The 23,138-nt window shown below is 36.4% G+C and carries 22 protein-coding genes; 12 read left to right on the forward strand and 10 right to left on the reverse strand.

Translation table 11 applies throughout. The annotated features are described in order from the left end of the window. Positions 1–35: 35 nt before the first annotated feature. Together thrS and folE are read right to left on the reverse strand one after the other, a co-directional pair. A complete protein-coding gene (gene thrS, locus QV06_RS06815) occupies positions 36–1,994 on the reverse strand; it encodes a threonine--tRNA ligase (protein WP_065237485.1) in 1,959 nt (652 codons plus the stop codon). Between the two features lie 170 nt (positions 1,995–2,164). Beyond that, entirely contained in the window at positions 2,165–2,821 is a 657-nt protein-coding gene (gene folE / locus QV06_RS06820; RefSeq protein ID WP_065234229.1) for a GTP cyclohydrolase I FolE, read from the reverse strand. A 311-nt stretch (positions 2,822–3,132) separates the two neighbouring features. On the opposite strand from folE, the gene QV06_RS06825 reads away from it, so the two are divergent. Together QV06_RS06825 and rimI are read left to right on the forward strand one after the other, a co-directional pair. Further along, the gene (locus QV06_RS06825) at positions 3,133–3,555 is read left to right on the forward strand and encodes a DNA polymerase III subunit psi (protein WP_065237486.1); all 423 of its coding nucleotides are present in this window, start codon (positions 3,133–3,135) and stop codon (positions 3,553–3,555) included. Then, positions 3,542–3,991, forward strand: coding sequence for a ribosomal protein S18-alanine N-acetyltransferase (gene rimI / locus QV06_RS06830; protein WP_065237487.1), 450 nt, complete (start codon positions 3,542–3,544; stop codon positions 3,989–3,991). Before QV06_RS06825 ends, rimI begins: the two co-directional genes overlap by 14 nt. 66 nt (positions 3,992–4,057) lie before the next feature. On the opposite strand, the gene ribD is transcribed toward rimI, so the two are convergent. Genes ribD through hrpA form a run of 3 tightly spaced genes read right to left on the reverse strand, consistent with a single transcriptional unit; the run spans position 4,058 to position 9,650 of the window. Then, on the reverse strand, positions 4,058–5,185 hold the full coding sequence (ribD, locus tag QV06_RS06835; RefSeq protein ID WP_065237488.1) for a bifunctional diaminohydroxyphosphoribosylaminopyrimidine deaminase/5-amino-6-(5-phosphoribosylamino)uracil reductase RibD: 1,128 nt from the start codon (positions 5,183–5,185) through the stop codon (positions 4,058–4,060). A 1-nt stretch (position 5,186) separates the two neighbouring features. After that, positions 5,187–5,648 (reverse strand): transcriptional regulator NrdR, encoded by a 462-nt coding sequence (gene nrdR, locus QV06_RS06840; protein WP_065237489.1) that lies wholly within the window; start codon positions 5,646–5,648, stop codon positions 5,187–5,189. Between the two features lie 57 nt (positions 5,649–5,705). Further along, positions 5,706–9,650, reverse strand: a complete 3,945-nt coding sequence (hrpA, locus tag QV06_RS06845) for an ATP-dependent RNA helicase HrpA (protein ID WP_065237490.1) — start codon at positions 9,648–9,650, stop codon at positions 5,706–5,708. A 147-nt stretch (positions 9,651–9,797) separates the two neighbouring features. Between hrpA and QV06_RS06850 the strand changes: the two genes are divergently transcribed. From QV06_RS06850 to QV06_RS06890, 9 genes are all read left to right on the forward strand, one after another. Further along, complete coding sequence (locus tag QV06_RS06850; protein ID WP_065237491.1) at positions 9,798–10,802, forward strand: AI-2E family transporter; 1,005 nt, start codon at positions 9,798–9,800, stop codon at positions 10,800–10,802. Between the two features lie 248 nt (positions 10,803–11,050). Continuing rightward, positions 11,051–12,964, forward strand: coding sequence for an FTR1 family protein (locus QV06_RS06855; RefSeq protein ID WP_065237492.1), 1,914 nt, complete (start codon positions 11,051–11,053; stop codon positions 12,962–12,964). A 47-nt stretch (positions 12,965–13,011) separates the two neighbouring features. Further along, the gene (locus QV06_RS06860) at positions 13,012–13,533 is read left to right on the forward strand and encodes an iron transporter (RefSeq protein WP_065237493.1); all 522 of its coding nucleotides are present in this window, start codon (positions 13,012–13,014) and stop codon (positions 13,531–13,533) included. Positions 13,534–13,668: 135 nt separating this feature from the next. After that, on the forward strand, positions 13,669–15,069 hold the full coding sequence (locus QV06_RS06865; protein ID WP_065237494.1) for a Fe-S-containing protein: 1,401 nt from the start codon (positions 13,669–13,671) through the stop codon (positions 15,067–15,069). Beyond that, positions 15,069–16,391 (forward strand): ABC transporter permease, encoded by a 1,323-nt coding sequence (locus QV06_RS06870; protein WP_065237495.1) that lies wholly within the window; start codon positions 15,069–15,071, stop codon positions 16,389–16,391. The genes QV06_RS06865 and QV06_RS06870 overlap by 1 nt, the downstream gene beginning before the upstream one ends. Beyond that, positions 16,378–17,517, forward strand: a complete 1,140-nt coding sequence (locus tag QV06_RS06875; protein WP_065237496.1) for an ABC transporter permease — start codon at positions 16,378–16,380, stop codon at positions 17,515–17,517. Before QV06_RS06870 ends, QV06_RS06875 begins: the two co-directional genes overlap by 14 nt. Before the next feature lie 2 nt (positions 17,518–17,519). Continuing rightward, positions 17,520–18,194, forward strand: coding sequence for an ABC transporter ATP-binding protein (locus QV06_RS06880; RefSeq protein WP_065237497.1), 675 nt, complete (start codon positions 17,520–17,522; stop codon positions 18,192–18,194). Between the two features lie 15 nt (positions 18,195–18,209). Beyond that, positions 18,210–18,698 carry a TlpA family protein disulfide reductase gene (locus QV06_RS06885; protein WP_065237498.1) on the forward strand — a complete coding sequence of 163 codons (489 nt, stop codon included), beginning with the start codon at positions 18,210–18,212 and terminating at the stop codon, positions 18,696–18,698. A gap of 4 nt (positions 18,699–18,702) precedes the next feature. Continuing rightward, positions 18,703–19,014, forward strand: coding sequence for a c-type cytochrome (locus QV06_RS06890; protein ID WP_065237499.1), 312 nt, complete (start codon positions 18,703–18,705; stop codon positions 19,012–19,014). A gap of 62 nt (positions 19,015–19,076) precedes the next feature. Here the strand turns inward: QV06_RS06890 and QV06_RS06895 are convergent, their stop codons facing one another. Then, positions 19,077–20,414: an outer membrane protein transport protein gene (locus QV06_RS06895; protein ID WP_065237500.1), complete on the reverse strand. Its 1,338-nt coding sequence runs from the start codon at positions 20,412–20,414 to the stop codon at positions 19,077–19,079. Between the two features lie 230 nt (positions 20,415–20,644). On the opposite strand from QV06_RS06895, the gene QV06_RS06900 reads away from it, so the two are divergent. After that, positions 20,645–20,935 (forward strand): YfcZ/YiiS family protein, encoded by a 291-nt coding sequence (locus QV06_RS06900; protein ID WP_065237501.1) that lies wholly within the window; start codon positions 20,645–20,647, stop codon positions 20,933–20,935. 85 nt (positions 20,936–21,020) lie between these two features. Here QV06_RS06900 and QV06_RS06905 read toward each other — a convergent pair whose 3' ends face one another. The 4 genes from QV06_RS06905 to infC all read right to left on the reverse strand — a co-directional run bounded on the left by QV06_RS06905 (position 21,021) and on the right by infC (position 23,073). Continuing rightward, positions 21,021–21,725: a DUF7606 domain-containing protein gene (locus QV06_RS06905; RefSeq protein WP_065237502.1), complete on the reverse strand. Its 705-nt coding sequence runs from the start codon at positions 21,723–21,725 to the stop codon at positions 21,021–21,023. A 92-nt stretch (positions 21,726–21,817) separates the two neighbouring features. Then, a complete protein-coding gene (gene rplT / locus QV06_RS06910; RefSeq protein WP_065234471.1) occupies positions 21,818–22,171 on the reverse strand; it encodes a 50S ribosomal protein L20 in 354 nt (117 codons plus the stop codon). Between the two features lie 59 nt (positions 22,172–22,230). Further along, positions 22,231–22,428, reverse strand: coding sequence for a 50S ribosomal protein L35 (rpmI, locus tag QV06_RS06915; RefSeq protein WP_013745268.1), 198 nt, complete (start codon positions 22,426–22,428; stop codon positions 22,231–22,233). 102 nt (positions 22,429–22,530) lie between these two features. Further along, positions 22,531–23,073 (reverse strand): translation initiation factor IF-3, encoded by a 543-nt coding sequence (gene infC, locus QV06_RS06920; RefSeq protein WP_082985063.1) that lies wholly within the window; start codon positions 23,071–23,073, stop codon positions 22,531–22,533. Positions 23,074–23,138: the final 65 nt, after the last annotated feature.

Raw genomic sequence — 23,138 nt, forward strand, 5'->3', positions numbered from 1 at the left:
GGTTTTCTACATTATTATCTAGAAACTAATCTAGCTTACTCTTCACCAAGTAATTTCAACTCACGTCCTCTTACTTGTTTCTTCAAGATTTCGGTAAATTCTTCGACTGAGAAAGAACCTAAATCCTGACCTTTACGAGTACGTACCGCAATCTTACCTTCTGCGATTTCTTTATCCCCACATACCAACATATAAGGAACACGTTTTAAGGTATGTTCACGGATCTTAAAGCCAATTTTCTCATTGCGAAGATCTGATTTAACACGTAATCCAGCATCAGAAAGAGTTTTCACCACGTTTTGCACATATTCTGCTTGTGAGTCAGTAATATTCATTACTACCGCTTGAGTTGGTGCTAACCACGCAGGGAAGAAACCAGCATATTCTTCAGTAATAATTCCGATGAAACGTTCAATAGAACCAAGAATTGCTCGGTGAATCATCACTGGTGTTTTACGTTCGTTATCTTCTGCAACGTAAGACGCATTTAAACGACCCGGTAAAGCAAAGTCTAACTGAATGGTACCGCATTGCCATTCACGTCCAATGCTGTCACGTAAAGCAAACTCAAGTTTCGGTCCATAGAATGCACCTTCCCCCGGTTGTACTTGATATGCTAATCCGTTATGTTCTAATGCTTTCGCTAGGTCTGCTTCCGCACGATCCCACATTTCATCAGAACCAATACGACTTTCCGGACGAGTTGAAAGTTTTACATAAATATCAGTAAAACCGAAAGTGCTATAAATGTCATAAACCATCTTGATACAAGAGGTTACTTCACTTTCAATTTGATCTTCAGTACAGAAAATATGAGCATCATCTTGAGTAAAGCCACGTACACGCATTAATCCATGTAATGATCCTGATGGTTCATTACGATGACATGAACCAAATTCCGCCATTCTTAATGGAAGATCACGATATGATTTTAAACCTTGGTTAAAAATTTGTACGTGTCCTGGACAGTTCATTGGTTTAATTGCATATTCACGGTTTTCTGATGAAGTAGTGAACATTAAATCACCATAATTTTGCCAGTGACCTGTCTTTTCCCACAAAACACGATCCATCATAAATGGACCTTTTACTTCTTGGTAATCGTATTCTTTTAATTTAGTACGCACAAAAGTTTCTAATTCGCGGAAAATCGTCCAACCGTCATTGTGCCAGAACACCATTCCCGGTGCTTCTTCTTGCATATGATAAAGATCTAATGCTTTACCAATTTTACGGTGGTCACGTTTTGCAGCTTCTTCAAGACGTTTTAAATACTCAGCAAGCTGTTTCTTATCCGCCCATGCAGTACCATAAATACGTTGCAACATCTTATTATTGCTATCACCACGCCAATAAGCTCCTGCCACTTTTTGTAGTTTAAAGTGATGACAAAAACGCATATTGGGTACGTGTGGTCCACGACACATATCAATATATTCTTGGTGGTGATAAAGTGCTGGTGTTGCAGTTCTTTCAATATTTTCTTCTAAGATTGCCATCTTATATGGCTCACCACGTTGCTCAAATACGTCATGTGCTTGCTGCCAAGACACAGGTTCTTTCACCACGTCATAATTGGTTTTCGCTAACTCGAGCATACGCTTTTCGATTTTTTCTAAATCTTCGGTCGTTAGCGATTGTTCTAAATCTTCGGTCGTTAGCGATTGTTCTAAATCAATGTCGTAATAGAAGCCATTTTCAATCGTTGGACCAATCGCCATTTTGGCATTTGGATAAAGTTGTTTTAATGCATGACCAAGTAAGTGTGCACAAGAGTGGCGAATAATTTCTAAACCATCTTCATCTTTTGCTGTGATAATTTCTAACTTAGCATCTTCGCTAATCAGATCACAGACATCTTTACGCACACCATTAACACGTCCAGCGATACAGGCTTTTGCTAATCCAGCACCGATACTTTGTGCGACTTCAAGAACAGTTACAGGTTGATCGAATTGACGTTGAGAACCGTCAGGTAAAGTAATAATTGGCATAATAAAAATCCTTACAGTGGTTACCTATACGAGGGGTAACTTGTGATTAATTAAAAAAGTTTATTTTTAACAGACTCTGCAATGATAAACACCCACAATGTGTCTGTTTCATTGCGGGCGAAAGTATAGTACAGAATGCTTTAAATATGAATAAAATTTGAAAAATTAAACTATTTTGATATTAAAGCGAGGAATTCTTGCTTACGTTCACGATCTTGTTGGAATACGCCACCATACGCAGAGGTTACGGTAAAACTATTCGCATCACGAACACCACGGCATTTCACACAAAAATGGGTTGCTCTCACATAAACCGCCACATCTTCTGTTTCTAATAAGGTTTGAAATGCAACTAAAATTTGTTCTGTTAAACGTTCTTGCACTTGTGGACGTTGCGCTAAAAAATCGACCACACGATTAATTTTCGACAAACCAATCACCCAATCTTTTGGATAATAAGCCACCGATACTTTGCCGGCAAATGTAACAAAATGATGTTCACAGGTACTGGTTAAATTAATATCATTCACCAATACCATTTCACTGACATTCATTCGATTTTCAATACGGGTAATTTTAGGGAAATTATGGTAATCCAGACCACTGAAGATCTCATCAAGATACATTTTAGCTAAGCGTTTTGGCGTTTCTTCTAAACTATCATCACGCAGATCCAACCCTAAAATATTCATCACTTCACGCATATGTTGTTCGATTTTTTGGCGGCGTTCATCTTGTGTTCCAACACGTGCCACCATTGGCGTTTCTATGCCTTTCGCCGATAAAGCCGCTCTAACTTGCTGAGCTTCTAGTGAAATTGTGTTCATTAACCACTCCTTAATTTTCCAGCGAATATTCTAACAACGCTAATACATTTATGAAAGACTAAATAAACATTTACTGAAATAGATTCAATTTAAAAATAAATATCCCTTATATTTCTCAGAGAAATTTTCTGTTAATGATTATTTAGGCTTCTTTTTTAAGTAAAAATCAAAATACCCATTACGGAAAAAGATAAGCAAATACTAGATAGACTTTACATCAAGCTAGATTTTCTTGAGTAAATCAAACTACGCCTACTTCTTTTTCTAGCAAGAAATGCTATGATTGGTGGCGGCAAAAAGGAGTATGAAAGATGAACCGACGAGAATTGTTACTACATGAAATGGGAATCACACTTTGGGAATTAACTCGCCCAGATGTGTTACAGGGCATAGGTAACATTCAACTTTCATCACAGATTCATACGCTATTACTCACCAATCAACCGCATTTACTGCAACAACCATTAGTACAAGATTTACTGCGTGCAGCAAATAGCACAACCAACAACACGTTGCTCACCCTTTCCAGTGATAAATTAGCTCGTGTTGAAAGCCAGCAGCCCCTACTAATTTTTTATACTGAAGATTGCCAAACAGCATTAGCGAATTCTCCTTTTGCAAAACCACCACACCAAGTCATCGCTTTGCCAAAACATCTACAATTAGACGCTGTACAAAAACGGCAAATTTGGCAACAGATTCAACAATATTTAATCCAATATGATAAACATTGATATTCAACCGATCCAAGAAACTGATTTCGCTCAAATCTTCTCTATTGAAACTGCTGCTCATACAGTACCATGGAGTTTAGGAACACTAAAAAATAATCAGGGCGAAAATTATCTTAATCTCAAACTCTTACAACAAGATCAGATTGTTGGTTTTTGTATTTGCCAAATGGTGCTTGATGAAGCTACCTTATTTAATATTGCAATTACGCCTCAATCACAAGGACAAGGGCTAGGTAAAACTTTATTGCAATCATTAATGGCACAGTTAAGAGAAAAAGGGATAAATACGCTTTGGTTAGAGGTACGTGAATCAAATAAAAAAGCCCAATGTTTATATCAAACACTCGGCTTTAATGAAGTTTCTCTACGCAAAAACTATTATCCTCTGCCTGATGGCGGACGTGAACACGCGATTATTATGGCGTGCTACCTTTAATAGAAGACAATAACATAAATAATACGGCGTGATGATATAACGCCGTATTATGTTGAAACCTAACAACTACAACTCTGACTGACGATAAACTAATTTAATATCTTCACCGATTTGTGTCATTTCAGCGAGTTTCCATAAGGGAGCATCCGCAAGACGATGTAAATTCGGCAAATGGCATAACCCTTTTGCCTGATCTCCTAATAACTTCGGCGCGATATATACAATCAGCTCATCTACAACCCCAGCTTCAATTAACTTACCCGCTAAAGTTGCTCCCGCTTCTACCCAAACAGAATTGATCTGCTGTTTGCCTAAAAAAGTAAATAGATCCGTTAAAAAATAGGGACTTTCCGGTAATTGTTGCTGCTGACAAAACTCAGGATAACCTTGCATTTCTCTAGCTTGCGAACTCACTAACCAAATTGGCGTTGGTGTTGCAAATAGACGCCCTGTTGGTGATACCTTATGTTGTGAATCTAAAATAATACGTAGTGGTTGACGTAATTTTTCCTCTGGATAGATCGCTTGGATCTGTGGATCTAATTGTGACCAACGCACCGTCAATGCGGCATCATCGACCATTACTGTTTTACTGGTTGACAAAATGGCAGACGCCATCGCACGATATTGCTGCACATCCTGTCTAGCTAACTCACCAGTAATCCACTGACTTTCACCATTTGCCATTGCAGTTCGCCCATCAATGCTCATTGCCATTTTTAATTGTACATAAGGCAAACCAGTTCGCATTCTCTTTAAAAACCCACGATTTAATTGTTCAGCTTCCTTTTCTAACAACCCTACCGAGGTACTGATTCCTGCATCGGCTAACATTTTCAAACCACGACCAGCTACTTGCGGATTGGGATCCTGCATTGCTGCCACTACTCTCACCACGCCTGCTTCAATTAATCCTTTAGCACAAGGTGGTGTCCGTCCATAATGAGAGCAAGGTTCTAAAGTCACATAAGCAGTCGCACCTTTTGCGTTTTCTCCTGCTTCACGCATTGCCATCACTTCTGCATGACCTTCCCCTGCTTTTGCATGATAACCTTGCCCAACAATTTTTCCGTCTTTAACTAACACACAACCTACTGCTGGATTAGGGGTACAAGTAAAACGTCCTTTTTTGGCAAGTTCAATTGCCAATGCCATAAACTGCTGATCTTGTTCTAAAAAACCTACTACTGACATCTTAATCGTTATCTCTCTCTTTTAATTTTTCAATTTCATCACTAAATTGTTTAATATCATCAAAACTTAAATAGACCGAAGCAAAACGAATATACGCTACTTTATCCATCTTCTTTAATTCATTCATCACTAAATTACCGACCAATTTACTCGGCACTTCTCTTTCCCCAGTTGCTTGTAATGCGTGTTCAATGCGCATAATCGCATCTTCAATTTGTGCCTCACTCACTGGGCGTTTTTCTAACGCATGATAAATCCCAGTACGCAGTTTTTCTTCATTAAATGGCTCTCGATTACCATTATTTTTAATAATACGTGGAATAATTAATTCAGCCGATTCAAAAGTAGTAAAGCGCTCCTTGCATTGCAAACACTCACGACGGCGTCTTACTTGATAACCTTCAGCGACTAAACGGCTATCAATTACTTTAGTTTCTGGCGCTGCACAAAATGGACAATGCATAAATGCCTCCTTTACTTAATGGATGTATTGATGATTACCTTAAAAGGTAATGGCGTTTTATCCCAACTCTTGTAATAAATTCAAAATCCGTTTATCTGAAATTGGGTAAGCGGTTCCTAATTGCTGTGCAAATAAGCTAACTCGCAATTCCTCAATCATATACCGAATTTCTAAAATTTCATCTGAAATTGGTTTTGATTTTGGCAATTTATTTAATAGCTGTTGATAAGCTTGCTGGACTTTTTCAATCCGTAGCATTGCCGCCCTGTCACGATTAACATCTTGTGCCACTTTATCTAGGCGTTTATCAATCGCTTGCAAGTAACGATATAAATCCGGCAAACGCTGATACCCTGTTTTTTCAACAAATCCTGGATAAATCAACTCTGCTAATTGTGCTTTGATATCTGATAAGGCGAATGCTAAATTGAAATCTAAACGCCCTTTCATACGTTTATTAATTTCAAATACTAAGGTTAAAATTTGTTCTATTTTTTGTGCAATCTCAACTGTAATTTCATTTAAATTTGCGCGCACAAAATCCCGTAGCTGTTCAAATTTTTCTTCTTCCCAAACAAATCCACCAAAATCAACAATTAACTTATCGACCGCACAAGCAATACAGTCATCAATCAGCTGTAATACTGTACCAAAAGGGGTGAAATATAATCCCAGTTTTGCTTTATTTGGCAATTTTTCATGTAAATATTTGATTGGCGACGGTACATTTAACAGCAATAAACGGCGTAATCCTTGTTGCATCGCTCGTTGCTGTTCAAATTCAGTTTCAAATAGTTTAATACCAACTGATTCTTTCTCATCCACAATTGCAGGAAAGGCTTTAATACTAAAACCTTGTTTCTTTTGCTCATAAAATTGCGGTAATTTATCAAAGTTCCAAATATGGATTCCTGTTTGTTCGATGCCATCATCCGCAACTTCGGCAATACTTTGTTGAATACGATCTTTTAATGCGACTTTCAAAGCATCAAGATCGCTATCTTCAGCGATTTTACGTCCTTTTTCATCAATGACTCGGAAAGTCATTTTTAGATGTGTCGGTACTTGTTCCCAATTCCACTCTGACGGTTCAACCCAAACTCCAGTCATCTTTCTAAATTGTTCGCTCAAAGTTTCTACTAACGGTTTTGCAAAAGGTTCTGCTCGTCCTAAAAATGCTTCTGCATAATTTGGCGCGGGGACAAAATTTCGTCGTTGAGCTTTTGGCAACGATTTAATTAACGCAATCACCAACTCTTTACGTAAACCCGGAATTTGCCAATCAAACCCTTGTAACCCTACCTGATTTAACAGCGGTAATGGAATATGAACAGTTACCCCATCCGCATCACTACCCGGTTCAAATTGGTAAGTAAGTTTTAATTTTAAGTTACCTTGATGCCAATAATTTGGGAAATCTAAAGCACTAATATTAGCTTCTTCATTTAATAAGAAAGCCTTTTCAAAATTTAATAATTCAGGTTCTGTTTTTTGTGCTTGTTGCCACCATTTATCAAAATGGCGTTGTGAAATCACTTGTGTTGGAATACGTTGATCATAAAATTCAAATAGCGTTTGCTCGCTCACCAGAATATCACGGCGGCGTGTTTTATGTTCCAGCTCCTCGACTTCCCGAATCAATTTCTGATTTTCAGCGAAAAATTTATGTTTAGTATGCCAATCCCCTTCAACTAAAGCTGAACGAATAAAAATTTCTCGGCAAGTAAGAGGATCAATTGGTCCATAATTGACAGTTCTGCCTTGAACAATCGGGACACCATAAAGTGTAACTTTTTCACTGACTAATACCGCCCCCTGTTTTTTTGACCAATGTGGTTCGTGATAACTACGTTTTACTAAATGTTGTGCCAATGGTTCAATCCATTCAGCTTCAATACTGGCAACCATTCTTCCCCACAATTTACTTGTTTCTACAAGTTCCGCTGCCATACACCATTTAGGTTGTTTCTTAAATAAAACAGAAGCTGGGAAAATCGAGAAATGGGCATTTCTTGCCCCTAAATATTGCTGTTTTTCTGCTTCTTTATTACCAATATGAGAGAGTAAACCGGTTAGCAACGCCGTATGAATAGCAACATATTCCGCTGCTTCTGAATTAATAGCTAACCCCATTTCTCGTACAGTTAAACGTAATTGGTGATAAATATCTTGCCACTCTCGAATCCGTAAATAGTTGAGATAATCTTTTTGACATAGACGACGGAACTGATTACGTGACAGTGCTTTTTGTTGTGTTTGAATGTATTGCCATAAATTCACAAAAGCTAAGAAATCTGAATTTTTATCTGCAAAACGACGATGTTTATCATCAGCAGATTGTTGTTTCTCTTGTGGACGTTCTCGTGGATCTTGAATTGACAACGCAGAAACAATCACCATTACTTCACGTAAACTTCCCATTTGTGCTGCACTCAACACCATTTTTCCTAAACGAGGATCGATTGGTAAATTAGCTAATTGTCGCCCACTTTCAGTTAATACCCGTTTTTTACCTGAACGAGTTTCAATCCATTTTAATGCCTGTAATTCTTCTAATAAACGTAATCCATCTTGGATTTGACGGCGATCTGGGGCATCTACAAATGGAAATGCCTCAATATCATCTAACCCCAATGCTGTCATTTGTAAAATTACTGAAGCAAGATTGGTTCGCAAAATTTCTGGATCGGTAAATTGTGGGCGATTATTGAAATCTTCCTCTGAATACAGACGGATACAAATCCCTTCGCTCACACGTCCACAACGCCCTTTACGTTGATTCGCTGAGGCTTGTGAAATTGGTTCAATCGGTAAACGTTGTACTTTAGTACGATAGCTATAACGCGAAATTCTCGCCGTTCCCGGATCGATCACATATTTAATGCCTGGTACAGTTAATGAAGTTTCTGCCACATTTGTCGCTAAGATAATCCGATTTAAGCCACTTGGATGAAAAATACGATTTTGCTCTTGTGCCGATAAACGAGCATACAGTGGTAAAATTTCTGTATGACGTAATTCTCTTTTTTCTAGCGCTTCTGCTGTATCTCGGATTTCCCGTTCACCATTCATAAAAATTAAAATATCACCTCGACCTTCTGCTTGCAGTTCATCTACTGCATCAAAGATCGCTTGTAACTGATCCTGATCCTCGCTCTCTGCCACAGGGCGATAACGTACTTCAACAGGATAGGTTCTGCCCGATACTTCAATAATCGGCGCATGATCAAAATGGCGTGAAAAACGTTCAACATCAATCGTTGCTGAGGTAATCACCACTTTTAAGTCTGGGCGACGTGGTAATAACTGTTTTAAATACCCAAGAATAAAATCATTATTTAAACTGCGTTCATGGGCTTCATCAATAATTAACACTTCATATTGGTTCAGATAACGATCCGATTGAATTTCTGCTAATAAAATCCCATCCGTCATCAATTTGATTTGCGTTTCATCACCAACTTGATCATTAAAACGCACTTTGTAGCCAACTAAATCGCCTAATTCTGTTTGTAATTCCTCTGCAATTCGGGTAGCCACTGAACGAGCCGCAATTCGCCGCGGTTGTGTGTGACCAATTAAGCCTCGCTTTCCTAAACCTAACTCTAAACACATCTTCGGTAATTGCGTTGTTTTACCCGATCCGGTTTCTCCTGCAATCACGACAACTTGGTGTTCTCGAATAGCGGCTAAAATCTGTTCTCGGCGTTGGCTAACTGGCAATTCTTCTGGATAAGTAATCGTTATAGCTCGTTGCTGGCGTTGTGATAATCGTTGTTTCGCTACCATTACTACTTGATTAAGCTCGGTTTGTAATGCTTCTTTTGCTTGTTGTGGTGCATTTTTAATCCGAGCCATTAACGGATATTTTTCCATCAACATTACATCATTTAATTGCGATAACAATTCACGTTGCCACTCTGCTAACAGTTGTGAATGTCTTGCTGTTTTTTTATTGAAATGACGTATTTTTTTATTATTTGTTTTTTGTTGTTCTGACATAATTTTTTGGAAAATGAATAAAATAATTTGACTATTATACTGGTGTTAATAGTCGGTACAAGGCTTGTTCTTACTGCTATTTAATCAATCTACGATATAATTCTCACTATTACATATTATTTTTACTTAGGAGTATGGCGGTCCAATATGGAAAAATTACCACTCACCTTCAAGCACTTTCTAATTACGATTAGTAGTGTTCTTATCTTATGGTTACCTGTTTTTGAATTACATCTCGTTTTAATGCTATTTATAGCACTCAGTGCTTATGCTCTCACACAAACTTTCTCAAATTATTTACGCAAACACACTCAACATAACGTTGGTTATGCTGTGTTTATTGTCATTACTTTATTTCTTCTACTTATTTTTCTATTTGTTATTTGGCTAGAAAATCGAGCTGATACTTTTAGTGCTGGGAAATTAATCAGTAGTGTTGCCAATATCCTAGATGAATTACATACTAAATTACCAGCTTCTCTTGCAATCCACATTCCTGATGGTGTTAGCACATTACAAGCTCAATTGTCACATTGGCTAAAAGAGAATGCCAAAGAATTGCAAACTGCTGGCTTATATACAGTACGCAGCTTAGGCCATATCATCGTTGGGGTAGTAATAGGTACTATTGCTGCATTTCAAACACTCCCATTTCAATCATCAAATCTTAAAACACTCCCTCAACTGCTACAGTCACATTTTCAAACACTACTTAATGGCTTCACCAATGTGTTTTTTGCTCAATTCCGTATTTCATTAATTAATACACTATTAGCAGCGTTATATCTCTTAGTGATTTTACCTGCATTTGGTAAACCATTACCTCTTTCTGGAACAATGGTATTTGCAACCTTTATTACTGGTCTGATTCCTGTTGTGGGAAACCTTATTTCCAATTCTTTTATTGTGATTATGAGCTTAGGTGACAGCATTAGTATTGCAATAACCTCAATGATCTTTCTTATTGTTATTCATAAATTAGAATATTTTCTTAATGCAGAAATTATTGGACACCGCATTAATGCTAAAACATGGGAATTGCTCATCATGATGGTATTAATGGAAGCTTCATTTGGTATTCCTGGATTGATTAGTGCACCAATTATCTATGCTCAAATTAAATCCCTCCTTACTCACCAAAATTGGATTTAAAAATTTTAGAACTAAGAGAATTTCTACCTAACAATTTTCTTAGTTCACTTTTCACCTATATACAAATACATTTTAACGAAATGTTCTATATTCATAACCTATTGATATATTAATGTTTATTTTTGTTAATTTTCTGTAACGGAAAATATTTTTTACCTAAAAACTTTCTTTTCACCATTGTATTAAAAAATAATCGGAGGATAATATGAACAAACATAAGAATAGTTTTTATTTAACTAGGTAAATTTATGGTCTTTTCTCTCTATCATCGTCTTTTGATTTGTATCTTTGCTTTATTCTGTTTTACCAATGTATACGCTGATAATAACTATCAACAATGGATTCAAGATATTGAAAATCGCTTAGATAAAACAGCTACGTTATATCAGCAAAATAATATTGATGATGCTCGTACAGAAGTACAAATGGCTTATTTTGAGGTATTTGAGAATCTAGAAGGGCCAATCAGAATTAACTTCTCTGCTCAAAAAAGCTATCAAATGGAAGCAACTTTTGGTGAAATTCGGAAAATGATTGGTGATGGTAAGCCGCTAGCAGAAGTTAAAGCCAAAATTGATGGTTTAAAAGCAGAATTACAAGAAGTATTACCTTCCCTCAAAGAGGGACACCAACTAAATGCTTCTAGTCAACACAGCGTATATGATCATGCTGAAATCGCACAACACTGGCAACAAAGTTTTAAAACTATTGATGATCTCCTTGCTCAAGCAATTAGTACTTATCAAAAAGGCGACTATGCAGCAGCTAAAAAATTGATACAACAAGCTCAATATGATGGTTACAAAAACTCTGAAATGGAGATGTCGATCCGTCAAAATCGTTCTTCGGCTATTTCTGCCAACATCAATCAACAATTTTATGATTTAATCAAAATAAGTGAACAGCCTGATCAAATTAATCATCTTGGTTATCAAATTACCACATTATTACAAGATCTTGAGGAACAGCTACCTAACTTACCAACTACACGTGAAAGCCAACAAATTACTGCTCAAACTGCTAACACTACACCAGCAAATAATGTACCAGAACAAGATTGGAATAAAGTTGTTAATCAAGTAAATCAGCATATTCAACAAGCTATTTCTTTATTTGAACAAGGACAAACTAAAAAAGCCATCTTAGCTGTTCAAGATACTTACTTCGATATTTTTGAAAACAGTGGTATGGAAAATAAAATTGGTTCTAGAGATAGTAACTTTAAGGCTGATTTAGAAGGCTATTTCACTCGCTTAGTAAGTTTAATGAAAGCCAATGAATCTATTGATAAATTGCAACAACAAGCTACTGGTTTACAACAAGGATTAACAAAAGCGGTTGAAATGTTACAAGGCGGGGAACAAGGTGCTTGGGGGCTGTTCTTGTATAGTTTATTAATTATTTTGCGTGAAGGTTTAGAAGCACTTCTAATCGTTGCTGCGATTGTGGCTTATTTAGTAAAAAATAATCACCAAGATAAACTTCCTGTCATTAAACAATCCGTTTATGTCGCTTTGATAGCCAGTGTAATTACCGCAGCAATTTTCCAATTATTGTTTTCCAATTCAGGAGCAAGCCGTGAATTATTAGAAGGCTTCACGATGATTATTGCTGTTGTGATGTTATTTACTATGAGCTATTGGTTATTGTCTAAAGTTGAAGCAAATAATTGGAAGCGTTATTTAGAAGGTAAGCTCTCTGCTGCTTTAACGACAGGTTCTTTAATTGGATTATGGCTAACTAGCTTCTTAGCTGTGTATCGTGAAGGTGCTGAAACCGTACTATTTTATTATGCGTTAGTTGGTGATGTTTCCACCACATTAGATTATTTCTACTTACTCGGTGGCTTTATTATTGGGGCAGTTTTATTAGCAATTTGTTATTTCATTATGCGTTATACCGTAGTGAAATTACCTCTAAAACCATTTTTTATGTTCACCGGCTCATTTATGTACCTTATGGCTTTCATCTTTGCTGGTAAATCTATTCTAGAACTGATTGAAGGAAAATTATTTGAACCAACGCTACTTTCAGGCATCCCTGAAATTTCATGGTTAGGTATTTACCCTTATGTAGAAACTTTAATACCACAAGCTATTTTAATTATTGCTGCTATTTTTGCTCTGATCTATATGAAATATCAGAGTAAGCGAGCAGATTAACCCATTTCACGGCACAATATATTAATTAACAACAGGAGAAGATCGCTATGAAAAAAACCTTATTAGCTGCAACCTTACTTGCTAGTATTCTAACAGCACCATCAGCATTCGCATTTAAAGAATATCCTATCGGTGAAGCTGTTACTATGAATGAAATGGAAATTGCAGCAGTTTATTTACAACCTATTGATATGGAGCCTCGTGGAATGGGTTTATCAGCAAAAGATTCTGATATTCACCTTGAAGCAGACATTCATGCGACTAAAGGCAATAAAAATGGTTTCGGTGAAGGTGAATGGATGCCTTACTTAACGATTTCTTATACGCTAGTCAATACAGACACAGGTGAGAAACAGGAGGGTTCATTTATGCCAATGGTTGCAGGTGATGGTCCTCACTATGGTGCTAATGTAAAAATGATGGGCGTAGGTAATTACAAAGTAACTTATCATATTGATCCCCCTTCTAAAGCAGGTATGCATCGTCATACTGACCAAGAAACTGGTGTAGGTCGTTGGTGGAAACCATTTGATGTTAGCTATGAATTTAAATTTACTGGTTTGAAATAATTAGACTGAAAAAAGCACGAAAATAATTTTTCGTGCTTTTCTACTTTTCATATAAAACGTTATTAAAAATTTATCTACTATTTAATGATAAAGAACTTAAAGCACTACTTTATTCTGTTGTTGTGATGAATCATTATGAATTACTACTTCGTCTTTTTACTACAAGCTATCTTACCCTTAGCTATCTTACTTGGTTGCCATTGGGCTAATTATACCAATCTTAAAGTTAAAAATATATTATGGTTCAGTATAATAGCGCTCTTTCTAGGTATTATTATTAGCTTAAATTATCCAAATACCCAACAAGCTAAATTAATACTAAACAGTATGATTTTTAGTTTACTGTTACTGTTTTTACTAACACAATTTATTCACTCCATCAAACTTGCTTATTTCTGGCAATTTATACTCTCTCTCATTGCAGGTATTTTCTGGGCTAAAGATCCAAATGTGAGTGCAATTACTAATACAGATGTCATCAATACTGATTTTCTTTTACATTTATCTGCTGTAATTTTAGGTCTTTTCTTTTGTATTTTTATCACTGCATGGTTAACTATTTTCTTTAAACAAGGTCAAGCGCAAAAAAAATTTACCTCGTTACGCTGGCTACTTATTATTCTTATCACCATATTATTACTAACGCCAATGCTTAGTGAAATCATTTTGGCACTAATGAAATTACAAGTGATTGAACTCACAAAACCACGTCTAAGTTTTGTCGCTAAATCAAGTAATCTCACATCCTATCTAAATTATCTTATCAGTATTATTCTTCTTATCTTCATTGCTTTTTTTGCTATTCGCATTTATCTACCATATCGTAACAATATGCTTGCAGAGCAACAATCAATTGAAAAGCGGAAAAAAAAGTTACTAGTTCAGAATAGCAAACGAACAATTATCTGGGGACTACTTGCAGTATTAGTATTACTTGGTACCCAACTTTATTGGGATAAAATTGCTTCTCAACCACCTAAATTATCTGAAGCAATTCCAGTCACCTTAGATCAAGAAAATAAAGTACAGATCCCAATCGCACAAGTTAAAGATGGGAAACTACACCGTTTTGTGTGGATTGCCAGTGATGGTAAAGCTGTTCGTTTCTTTATTATTAATCGATCAACTAAAAATCTAAGCCTAGCGGTAGTATTTGATGCTTGTATTCTATGTGGCGATCAAGGCTATGTTATGGAAGGGGATCAAGTTATTTGTGTTGGTTGTGGCGTAAGATTATTTATTCCTTCTATTGGCAAAGCTGGTGGTTGCAATCCTGTTCCTATTGAGGGTTGGCAGCAAACAGATACAGATGTCATCATTAATAAAAAAAGCTTAGAAGACGGTTTAAATTATTTCTCAACTATTGTGGAATTAGATGTCACTGATCCTGTTAATGGCAAAAAATTAAAAAACACAAGCGCAGAACATAAATACAGTTACGAGGGTAAAACCTATTTCTTCACAAGTGAACAAAATCTTAATTTATTCCGTGATCACCCCGAAAACTATCTCTCTACTACGGGAGGAAACAAATAATGTTAGCCCGTATGTTATTTCAATCTTGGCGTCACGGCTTGAAGCGCAAGCTTTTAGCAATTATCACCATTTTTCTTGCCGCTGGATTAGTTTCCGCTTTACTTGCAGTGTCTATTGATATTGGCGATAAAATGGCACGTGAATTAAAATCGTATGGTGCAAATATTTTAGTTGAACCTGCCAGTAGTGCAGTTTTACCTGCTGATATAAACGGTAATACTGCACTTTCTACACAAGATTTTCTTGATGAAAAAGAATTACCTAATGTTAAAGATATTTTTTGGCGAAATAATATTGTCGGTTTTGCCCCGCTATTAATTGCTGAAGTTCATGCAAAAAACTTATCAACAAATACACAAAAAAATATCTCAATCTTAGGGACTTTTTTTGATCACCAAATCGCTATTCCTGATGAAGATGATTACCATACAGGACAACGAATTATCAGTCCTTATTGGAAAGTTACTGGTGAATGGGTTGATGATAGCACTGATCAGTTCCCTGAATTTACCCCTGTCTTAATCGGTGAACAATTAGCTAAAACAAATCAATGGAAAATTGGTGACCAATTAGAGCTTAGTTATCAAGAAGGAAACTTTTCGCAGCAACTTAAAGTAGAGATTAAAGGGTTGCTATCGTCTGGTGGCAATGAAGATCAACAACTTATTCTGCCATTAAGTAAAGCTCAAACGCTATTAGGTTTAGTAGGAAAAATACAAGCTATCAAAGTATCTGCATTAACCGTGCCTGAAAATGAATTATCTCGCAAAGCTCGTGATAATGCCGATGCACTTGCTGCGGAAGAATATGATCGTTGGTATTGTACCGCCTATGTATCCTCAATTTCACACCAACTTGAAGAAGCCATCTCTGGAGCTATCGTTCGTCCTATCTGGCAAGTGGCTGCTTCTGAAGGCGTTATTATTGAAAAAATTCAATTATTATTGGCGGTTGTTACTGTAGCTGCTCTTATTGCTGCTGCAATGGGCATTGCCTCTTTAATGACCACAACAATCATTGAACGAAGTAAAGAAATCGGTTTAATGAAAGCATTAGGTGCGTACCAATGGCAAATCGTTCTTCTTTTCTATTGTGAAGCGATGATTAGCGCATTAATCGGTGGAGCTTTAGGCTGTATTGCTGGTTGGGGATTAGCTAAGTTTATTGGTATTACACTTTTTGGTTTACCACTCAGCTTCACTTGGATTGTAGTTCCTTGTGTCTTAGTATTATCTACTCTAATTGCTTTAATTGGTACTTGGTTCCCAGCTCACCGCATTGCACAACTCTACCCCGTGGAGGTGTTATATGGTCGCCAATAAACCAAGATCTATGTTTTGGCGTTTAGTTATTAATGCTTTACGCTTACGTTTACAACGTGTTTTTATCATATTTGCTGCACTTACTGTTGGAGCCAGCATTGTGACTGCAATGGCAGCTGTCTATTTTGATATTAATACTAAAATGAGCCAAGAATTACGTACATTTGGTGCTAATTTCTATATTGGTTCTAATAGCAGTGGTCTAATTCCAGAACAGGAAATTAAACAAATTTTACATCACGCCCCTTCAGGGTTAATTACCGCAGCAAGTCCTTATCTTTATGGTGTTGCACGTTCCGATTTAGAAAAAATTGTACTAATGGGAGTATGGTTTTCTGATATGCGAACTCTCGCACCTTATTGGCAAATTACAGGCTCTGCCATCGGGGTAAATTTTGATGATCGACATGCGTTGATTGGAAAAACATTAGCACAGCGCCTTAATTTACAAGTTGGTAGTCAAATTACATTATCAAAAAATTCTGCTGAAAAGCATAGTTTCAAAATTAAAGGTATTATTGAAAGTGGCGATGCTACTGACAATATGCTTATCGTTAGCTTAGAATTTGCACAAAACTGGTTAGATAAACAAGATTTAGTTACCAATGCTCTTTTTAATATGAAAAACGATCAAGGGCAAGTAGAACAATTCGCCACCCAGCTTCAACAGCGCTATCCCGACTTAGAAATTCGTCCAATTTTGAAAGTATCCTCATCTGAGGGACAAATTCTCGACAAAATCAAAGGATTAATGGGGCTAATTGCGTTAGTTATCCTGATTCTTGCAACTTTGTGTGTCAATACAACATTAATTGCCATTGTCGGCGAGCGAGCAAAAGAATTTGCTTTACAAAAAGCTTTAGGGGCTAAACGGAATGATATTATCAAGCAAATTGGTACTGAAATTTTAATTATTGCCAGTTGTGCAATCATTGTTGGTCTTGTGATTGGCTATCTTCTTGCACAAATTCTAGGTATTACCGTATTTAAATCCTATATTGATATGCGTTTACCTGTAATTCCTATCACAATTCTGCTCTCTCTTTTAGTAGCAATTATCGCTGTTATCTTCCCAACACGTCGGGCATTACAAATACAAACAGCCAATATTCTTAAAGGCGAATAATTATGACTCATTACGTAATTGAAACTCAACATTTATATAAAAGATTTGGTCAAGTCACAGCACTTGAAGATATTAATATTCAAATTTCAGAGGGTGAATTTGTTGCTATTATGGGAGCATCAGGCTCAGGTAAAACAACATTAATGAATATCCTCACTGGCTTAGATACAGCAACAGAGGGAAAAGTCATTCTAGATGGTATTGATGCTGCACAATTAGATGAAACGGGGCAACAACGTTTCCGCGCTGAAAAAATTGGATTAGTGTTTCAACAATTCCATTTAATTCCTTATTTGACAGCTTTAGAAAATGTTATGCTAGCACAACACTATCATAGTGTAACAGATGAAGCTGCTGCAAAAGCTGTCCTTGAACAAGTTGGTTTAGGTCATCGTATCGACCATCGCCCTAGTCAATTATCAGGTGGTGAACAACAACGTGTTTGTATTGCACGAGCTTTAGTTAATCAACCTCCAGTCATTTTTGCAGATGAGCCAACTGGAAATCTTGATGAAAAGAACGAAAAATTGGTTCTTGATCTTCTTACTACTTTAAACCAACAAGGTAAAACTATTGTCATGGTGACGCATAACCCTGATCTGGGCAAACTCACTGACCGCACTATCTTTTTACAACATGGTAAGTTTCTCAAAGAAGAACATAATCAACATAAATGATTTAGAGAGTAAAAGATGAAATTATTTTCATTCCTTAAAATAGTATTAATCAGCAGTTTCTGTTTTAGTTTAATTGCGTGTAAAGAAGAAACCGCAGAAATCGGCAAACCTGCCCCAGAAATTGCTACTTTTGATTTGGACGGCAACAAAGTTTTTCTGGAAAAATTTAAGGGTAAATCTGTATTAGTCAATTTTTGGTCTAGTACCTGTGGAATATGCCTAATTGAATTGAAATCATTTGAGAAGCTTGCTGCACAACATCCCGAAAAGATACAACTATTAGCAATTAATATTGATGGCGAAAATAGCGATACTCGCAAAGTCGTAGAGAAAAATAAACTTAATCTCCCTATCGTGAAAGATCAGCTAAAAATCACTGCTGAACGTTATCAACTAGTCGGTACGCCGACCTCTTTTCTCATTGACCCTACTGGTAAAATCCTTTATAAATTCGAAGGTTTAATTCCAGATAAAACATTACAACAATTATTTGTGGGGCAATAAAATAATGAAAAAATTATCTCTAACCTTATTCGTCACTCTATTAACAACCATTTCTTATGCTCACGCTGATAGTAATCTTGATCGCGGTAAACGTTTATTTAGTCAAGGCTGTGCTTTATGTCATGGTAAACAAGGTGAAAAATCTGCACTCAATCAATCCGCAATTATTAATACGCTAAGTGTTGATGAGATCATAACAGCATTACAAAAACGTAAATCAGGTGAGATTGTTGGTGCAGGAAATGCAGCTAAATCACGTTTAAATGAAGATGATATGAAAGCGGTTGCTGAATATTTGCAAACTTTAAAAAACTAATGCTTTTATTAACAATAAAGGCTGAACAGAGTTCAGCCTTTTCATTCTCTAAATAATATTAATTAGAAGCGGTAATTTAAACCTAAACCGTAAAGTGTTGCAGTTGATTTTGAGGTGAAATTCCCCGTAACAACACTTCCTGTTTTCTTATTAAATTGTGTTTCCTCAAATGAAACTTTTTTCCCTTTAATAAAGGCAAATCCTGCATCCACAGAAAGATTTGGCGTAAAGCGATAAGTTGCCCCTAAAGTATACCAAGTACGATCAGTATCTGGGATCGAAATTGAAGAGTGATCCTTATCTACTGCACTTTCATCATGAGCAAGACCAGCTCGTAAGGTTAATTTATCATCTACATCATAGATAAAACCAACTGCAATACGGGTAGTATCACTAAAGTTTTCATCTTTTTGGAATAATCCATCGCCACCACGATGTGCATATAATTCTTGGAAACGGCTCCATTCTGTACGTTTTACACTATAAGTAACGGCAAATTTTGGTAATACACGATGATAACCTGCCACTTCCCAATACGCTGGTAAAGGTAATTTCAATGAACCTGGACCATTATCACCACTAACCCCTAATGCCTCACGAAGAGTTAATAAGCCTAGTGTTGGATGAGGTATTACTTTTGGAGTAGCTGGAATACCTGTTGTATAGTCCCCATCAAAATCAAGTGATACATGTGAATGATATGCTACACCAATGCGGTTATTTTCATTAAATTCATATAACGCACCAACATTCCAACCATAACCCCATACATCCCCTTCTAGCTTATGTAATAAAGTAGAATTATTCAAATTTAAACCTAAAGCACTATTTAGAGCAGTAAAGTTTGCCGATGATGCTCCTAAACGGCGTTCTACTGTAGCATCTGCATATACTGCATTTAACCCTGCACCAATACTAAAATTATTGGTTACACGATAAGCCCCGCTTAAATTGAAATTTAAAGTAGTTAAGTCGGTTTTACCTGCAAATGGTCCCGCATTGTAACCATTGTCAAATTCTGTTGCTAAACCATAATTAACGTTTACTCCACCCCCCACAGCAAAACGATCATTAATTGGATAGACAGTATAAAGGTAAGGAACTAATTCCTTAGTTGCAATATTCTTGTGCCCTGCGTCCACTGAACCAAATGTTCCTGTTAAATCAATATTCGGATTTACATAAATCCCACCAACAGAGATTTCTGGGCGTTTAAAGAAAGTCATCAACGCTGGATTAGAAGCAACTACTGAAGCATCATCTGCAACCGCAGCATCCCCCGCATAAGCACGGCCTAAACCAGAAGTTGAAGTTTCATGTAGTTGGAATGCAGAAGCAAAAGCACCTTGCGATGCAACAGCCACTAAACTTGCAAGTAGAGTTTTGGAAAGTAAACGCATTTTTATTATTCCTTGTAGTTATTAACAATGTTTTTTATTTGAAGGTCGCATATTAGGGAACTTTATTAATTAACTCAATACAATTTATGGCTATTTATACAGTGATTAGACCAGTACCTATGATTTACTGTTGATATAGATCAAAATTACTTAACTCTTCAAGGTTTTCTTATGCTCTCGTGTTAAAATAAATTTGTTTTTTTATATCTTTTTTTGAAATGGAGCTATTTATGAGTCAAATGAAATGTAAAGCAGAAGAAGCGAAAGTATGCTGCTGCGTTGATGTTGGTACGGTAATTGATAATGAAGATTGTGGCGTAAACTTTAGCCAAGTCTATACAACTGAAGAACAAGCCAAAGAAGCATTAGCTTATTTAACCGAAAAAGCGCGTGCAGCTGAAAGCGATCCTTGTGAAATTACCAGTGAAATCGTGGCGGTAAATGGTGGTTATCAACTAAATGCAAGTTTTACTTTCTGCTGCCAAGCTGAAACTATGATTTTCCAACTTTCTACTCGTTAATTCTCTTGGGATGGTATGTGGTTTTACATACTATCTTATATTTTATTACAAATATTCTATCAACCACATACTCTCAATTATCTAATTATTTCGTCACTACACACTCTTGCAACAACACTTGATCTTTTGTTGCTGTTTTTCCTAATTTTAACCAAGAATTAATTTTACTATGTTGCCAATCTTGTGTCTGAATCACATCAACACTTAATAAATGAGCTTGATTACTAAATACGAGGGTATTATTTTTGCTCAGTTTACGATCTTGTTTTAATAACTGCTCTTTACCTTGCCAAGTTACTTTTGCTTGATCATTTTGATAAGCAACAACTAAAGTTTTCCCATTATCACAACGATAAGTTAAACTGTCTATTGTAGCGGTTGATTGTGCGTTTTGCTCTGTAATAGATAATTTCACATTATAGAAATGTTGTTTATTTGGTTGCTTACGCGCATCATTTCTTGTTTGATAAACCGTTAAGATATATTTCCCTGAATAAGGCAATAACTGTTGGCTAGCGCTTAAATCCACTTGCTTGGATTTCTTTGCATATGCCAATGCAAATTGAACTTGTGGATCTTTATCTAAAATTTCTAATGTTGCTACCTGCCCTTTTTTTGCATAAAAAGTATAGCGATCAACATCATTTCCTTTAATCGTCCCATTTAATTCAGCCGCAGTTTCCCCCTTCGGAAATTGTACTGAAAAATTATTCGATGCAGCCATTACATTGAATGTACCAACTTGCAAACAAGCTGCTAAAAATAGTGTAGAAAATGTTTTTAATTTCATTTTTCTCTCCTCATCTCCTTTATGTAGTAAAAAAGGATAGGGTTTTTAACCACTATCCTTTCTCACAAACTAAATTAAAATAATTTGGTTGATTAAAGTGCTGATTTTGCTTTTTCAACTAAAGCGGTAAATGCTACTTTATCAAACACTGCGATATCTGCAAGGATCTTACGATCGATTTCAACAGACGCTTTTTTCAAGCCAGCGATGAAACGGCTGTAAGATAAACCATTTTGACGAGCTGCTGCGTTAATACGTGCAATCCATAATTGACGGAATTGACGTTTACGTTGACGGCGGTCACGATAAGCATATTGACCAGCTTTAATTACTGCTTGGAAAGCAACACGATATACACGAGAACGTGCACCATAATAACCTTTAGCTGCCTTAAGAACTTTCTTATGACGAGCTCTTGCAATTACACCACGTTTTACACGGGCCATAGGAATCTCCTTTGTCTATTTGTACTTAAAAAATAACGAAACGTTCGCACAACCGTGGGTTATGCATATGGTAAACAAGCTACGACTAAAACTTGGTCTGCTTTCGCAACCATTGATTTATGACGTAAATGACGTTTACGTTTAGTTGATTTCTTAGTCAAAATATGACGAAGATGAGATTGTTTACGTTTAAAACCGCCAGTTCCAGTTTTTTTGAAACGTTTAGCAGCACCACGTACTGTTTTAATTTTAGGCATGAGTTTAACTCCGCATTGTTTATTATTAATCACCAATAATTAGGCGAATAAAAAGTAACGATGAAACCACCGTTACCATTATTACTTGAGTTGCACTAATTATTATTTCTTTTTCGGGGCAAGTACCATCACCATTTGGCGACCTTCAATCTTAGATGGTTCAGATTCAACAACCGCTAAATCTGCTAAATCTGTTTTAATCCGCTCTAACATTTCAGTTCCAATTTGTTGATGGGCTAATTCACGACCACGGAAACGTAGTGTGATTTTGGTTTTATCCCCGTCTTCTAAGAAGCGAATCAGGCTGCGTAGTTTTACCTGATAGTCGCCTTCGTCAGTTCCTGGACGGAACTTAATCTCTTTAACTTGAACAACTTTTTGTTTTTTCTTCTGCTCTTTTGCAGTTTTGCTCTTTTCATAGAGGAACTTACCGTAATTCATAATGCGGCACACTGGAGGCTCTGCATTAGGGCTTATTTCAACTAGATCGAGTTCGGCTTGTTCCGCCATTTCCAACGCTTGCTGGATAGATACGATACCCGCTTGTTCACCATCTTGGTCAATTAAGCGGACTTCTTTCACACGAATTTCATCATTAATACGATTCGGGCGATTAGTTGCTGGGGCTTTTTTTACGGTTTTAATAGTCTTATTCCTCTAATAATTTCACTTACTACTGTACTGCTTTTAATTAAGCAGAAAATCAAATG

It is taken from the genome of Gallibacterium genomosp. 3 (assembly GCF_001678475.1).
Taxonomy (GTDB): Bacteria; Pseudomonadota; Gammaproteobacteria; order Enterobacterales; family Pasteurellaceae; genus Gallibacterium; species Gallibacterium faecale.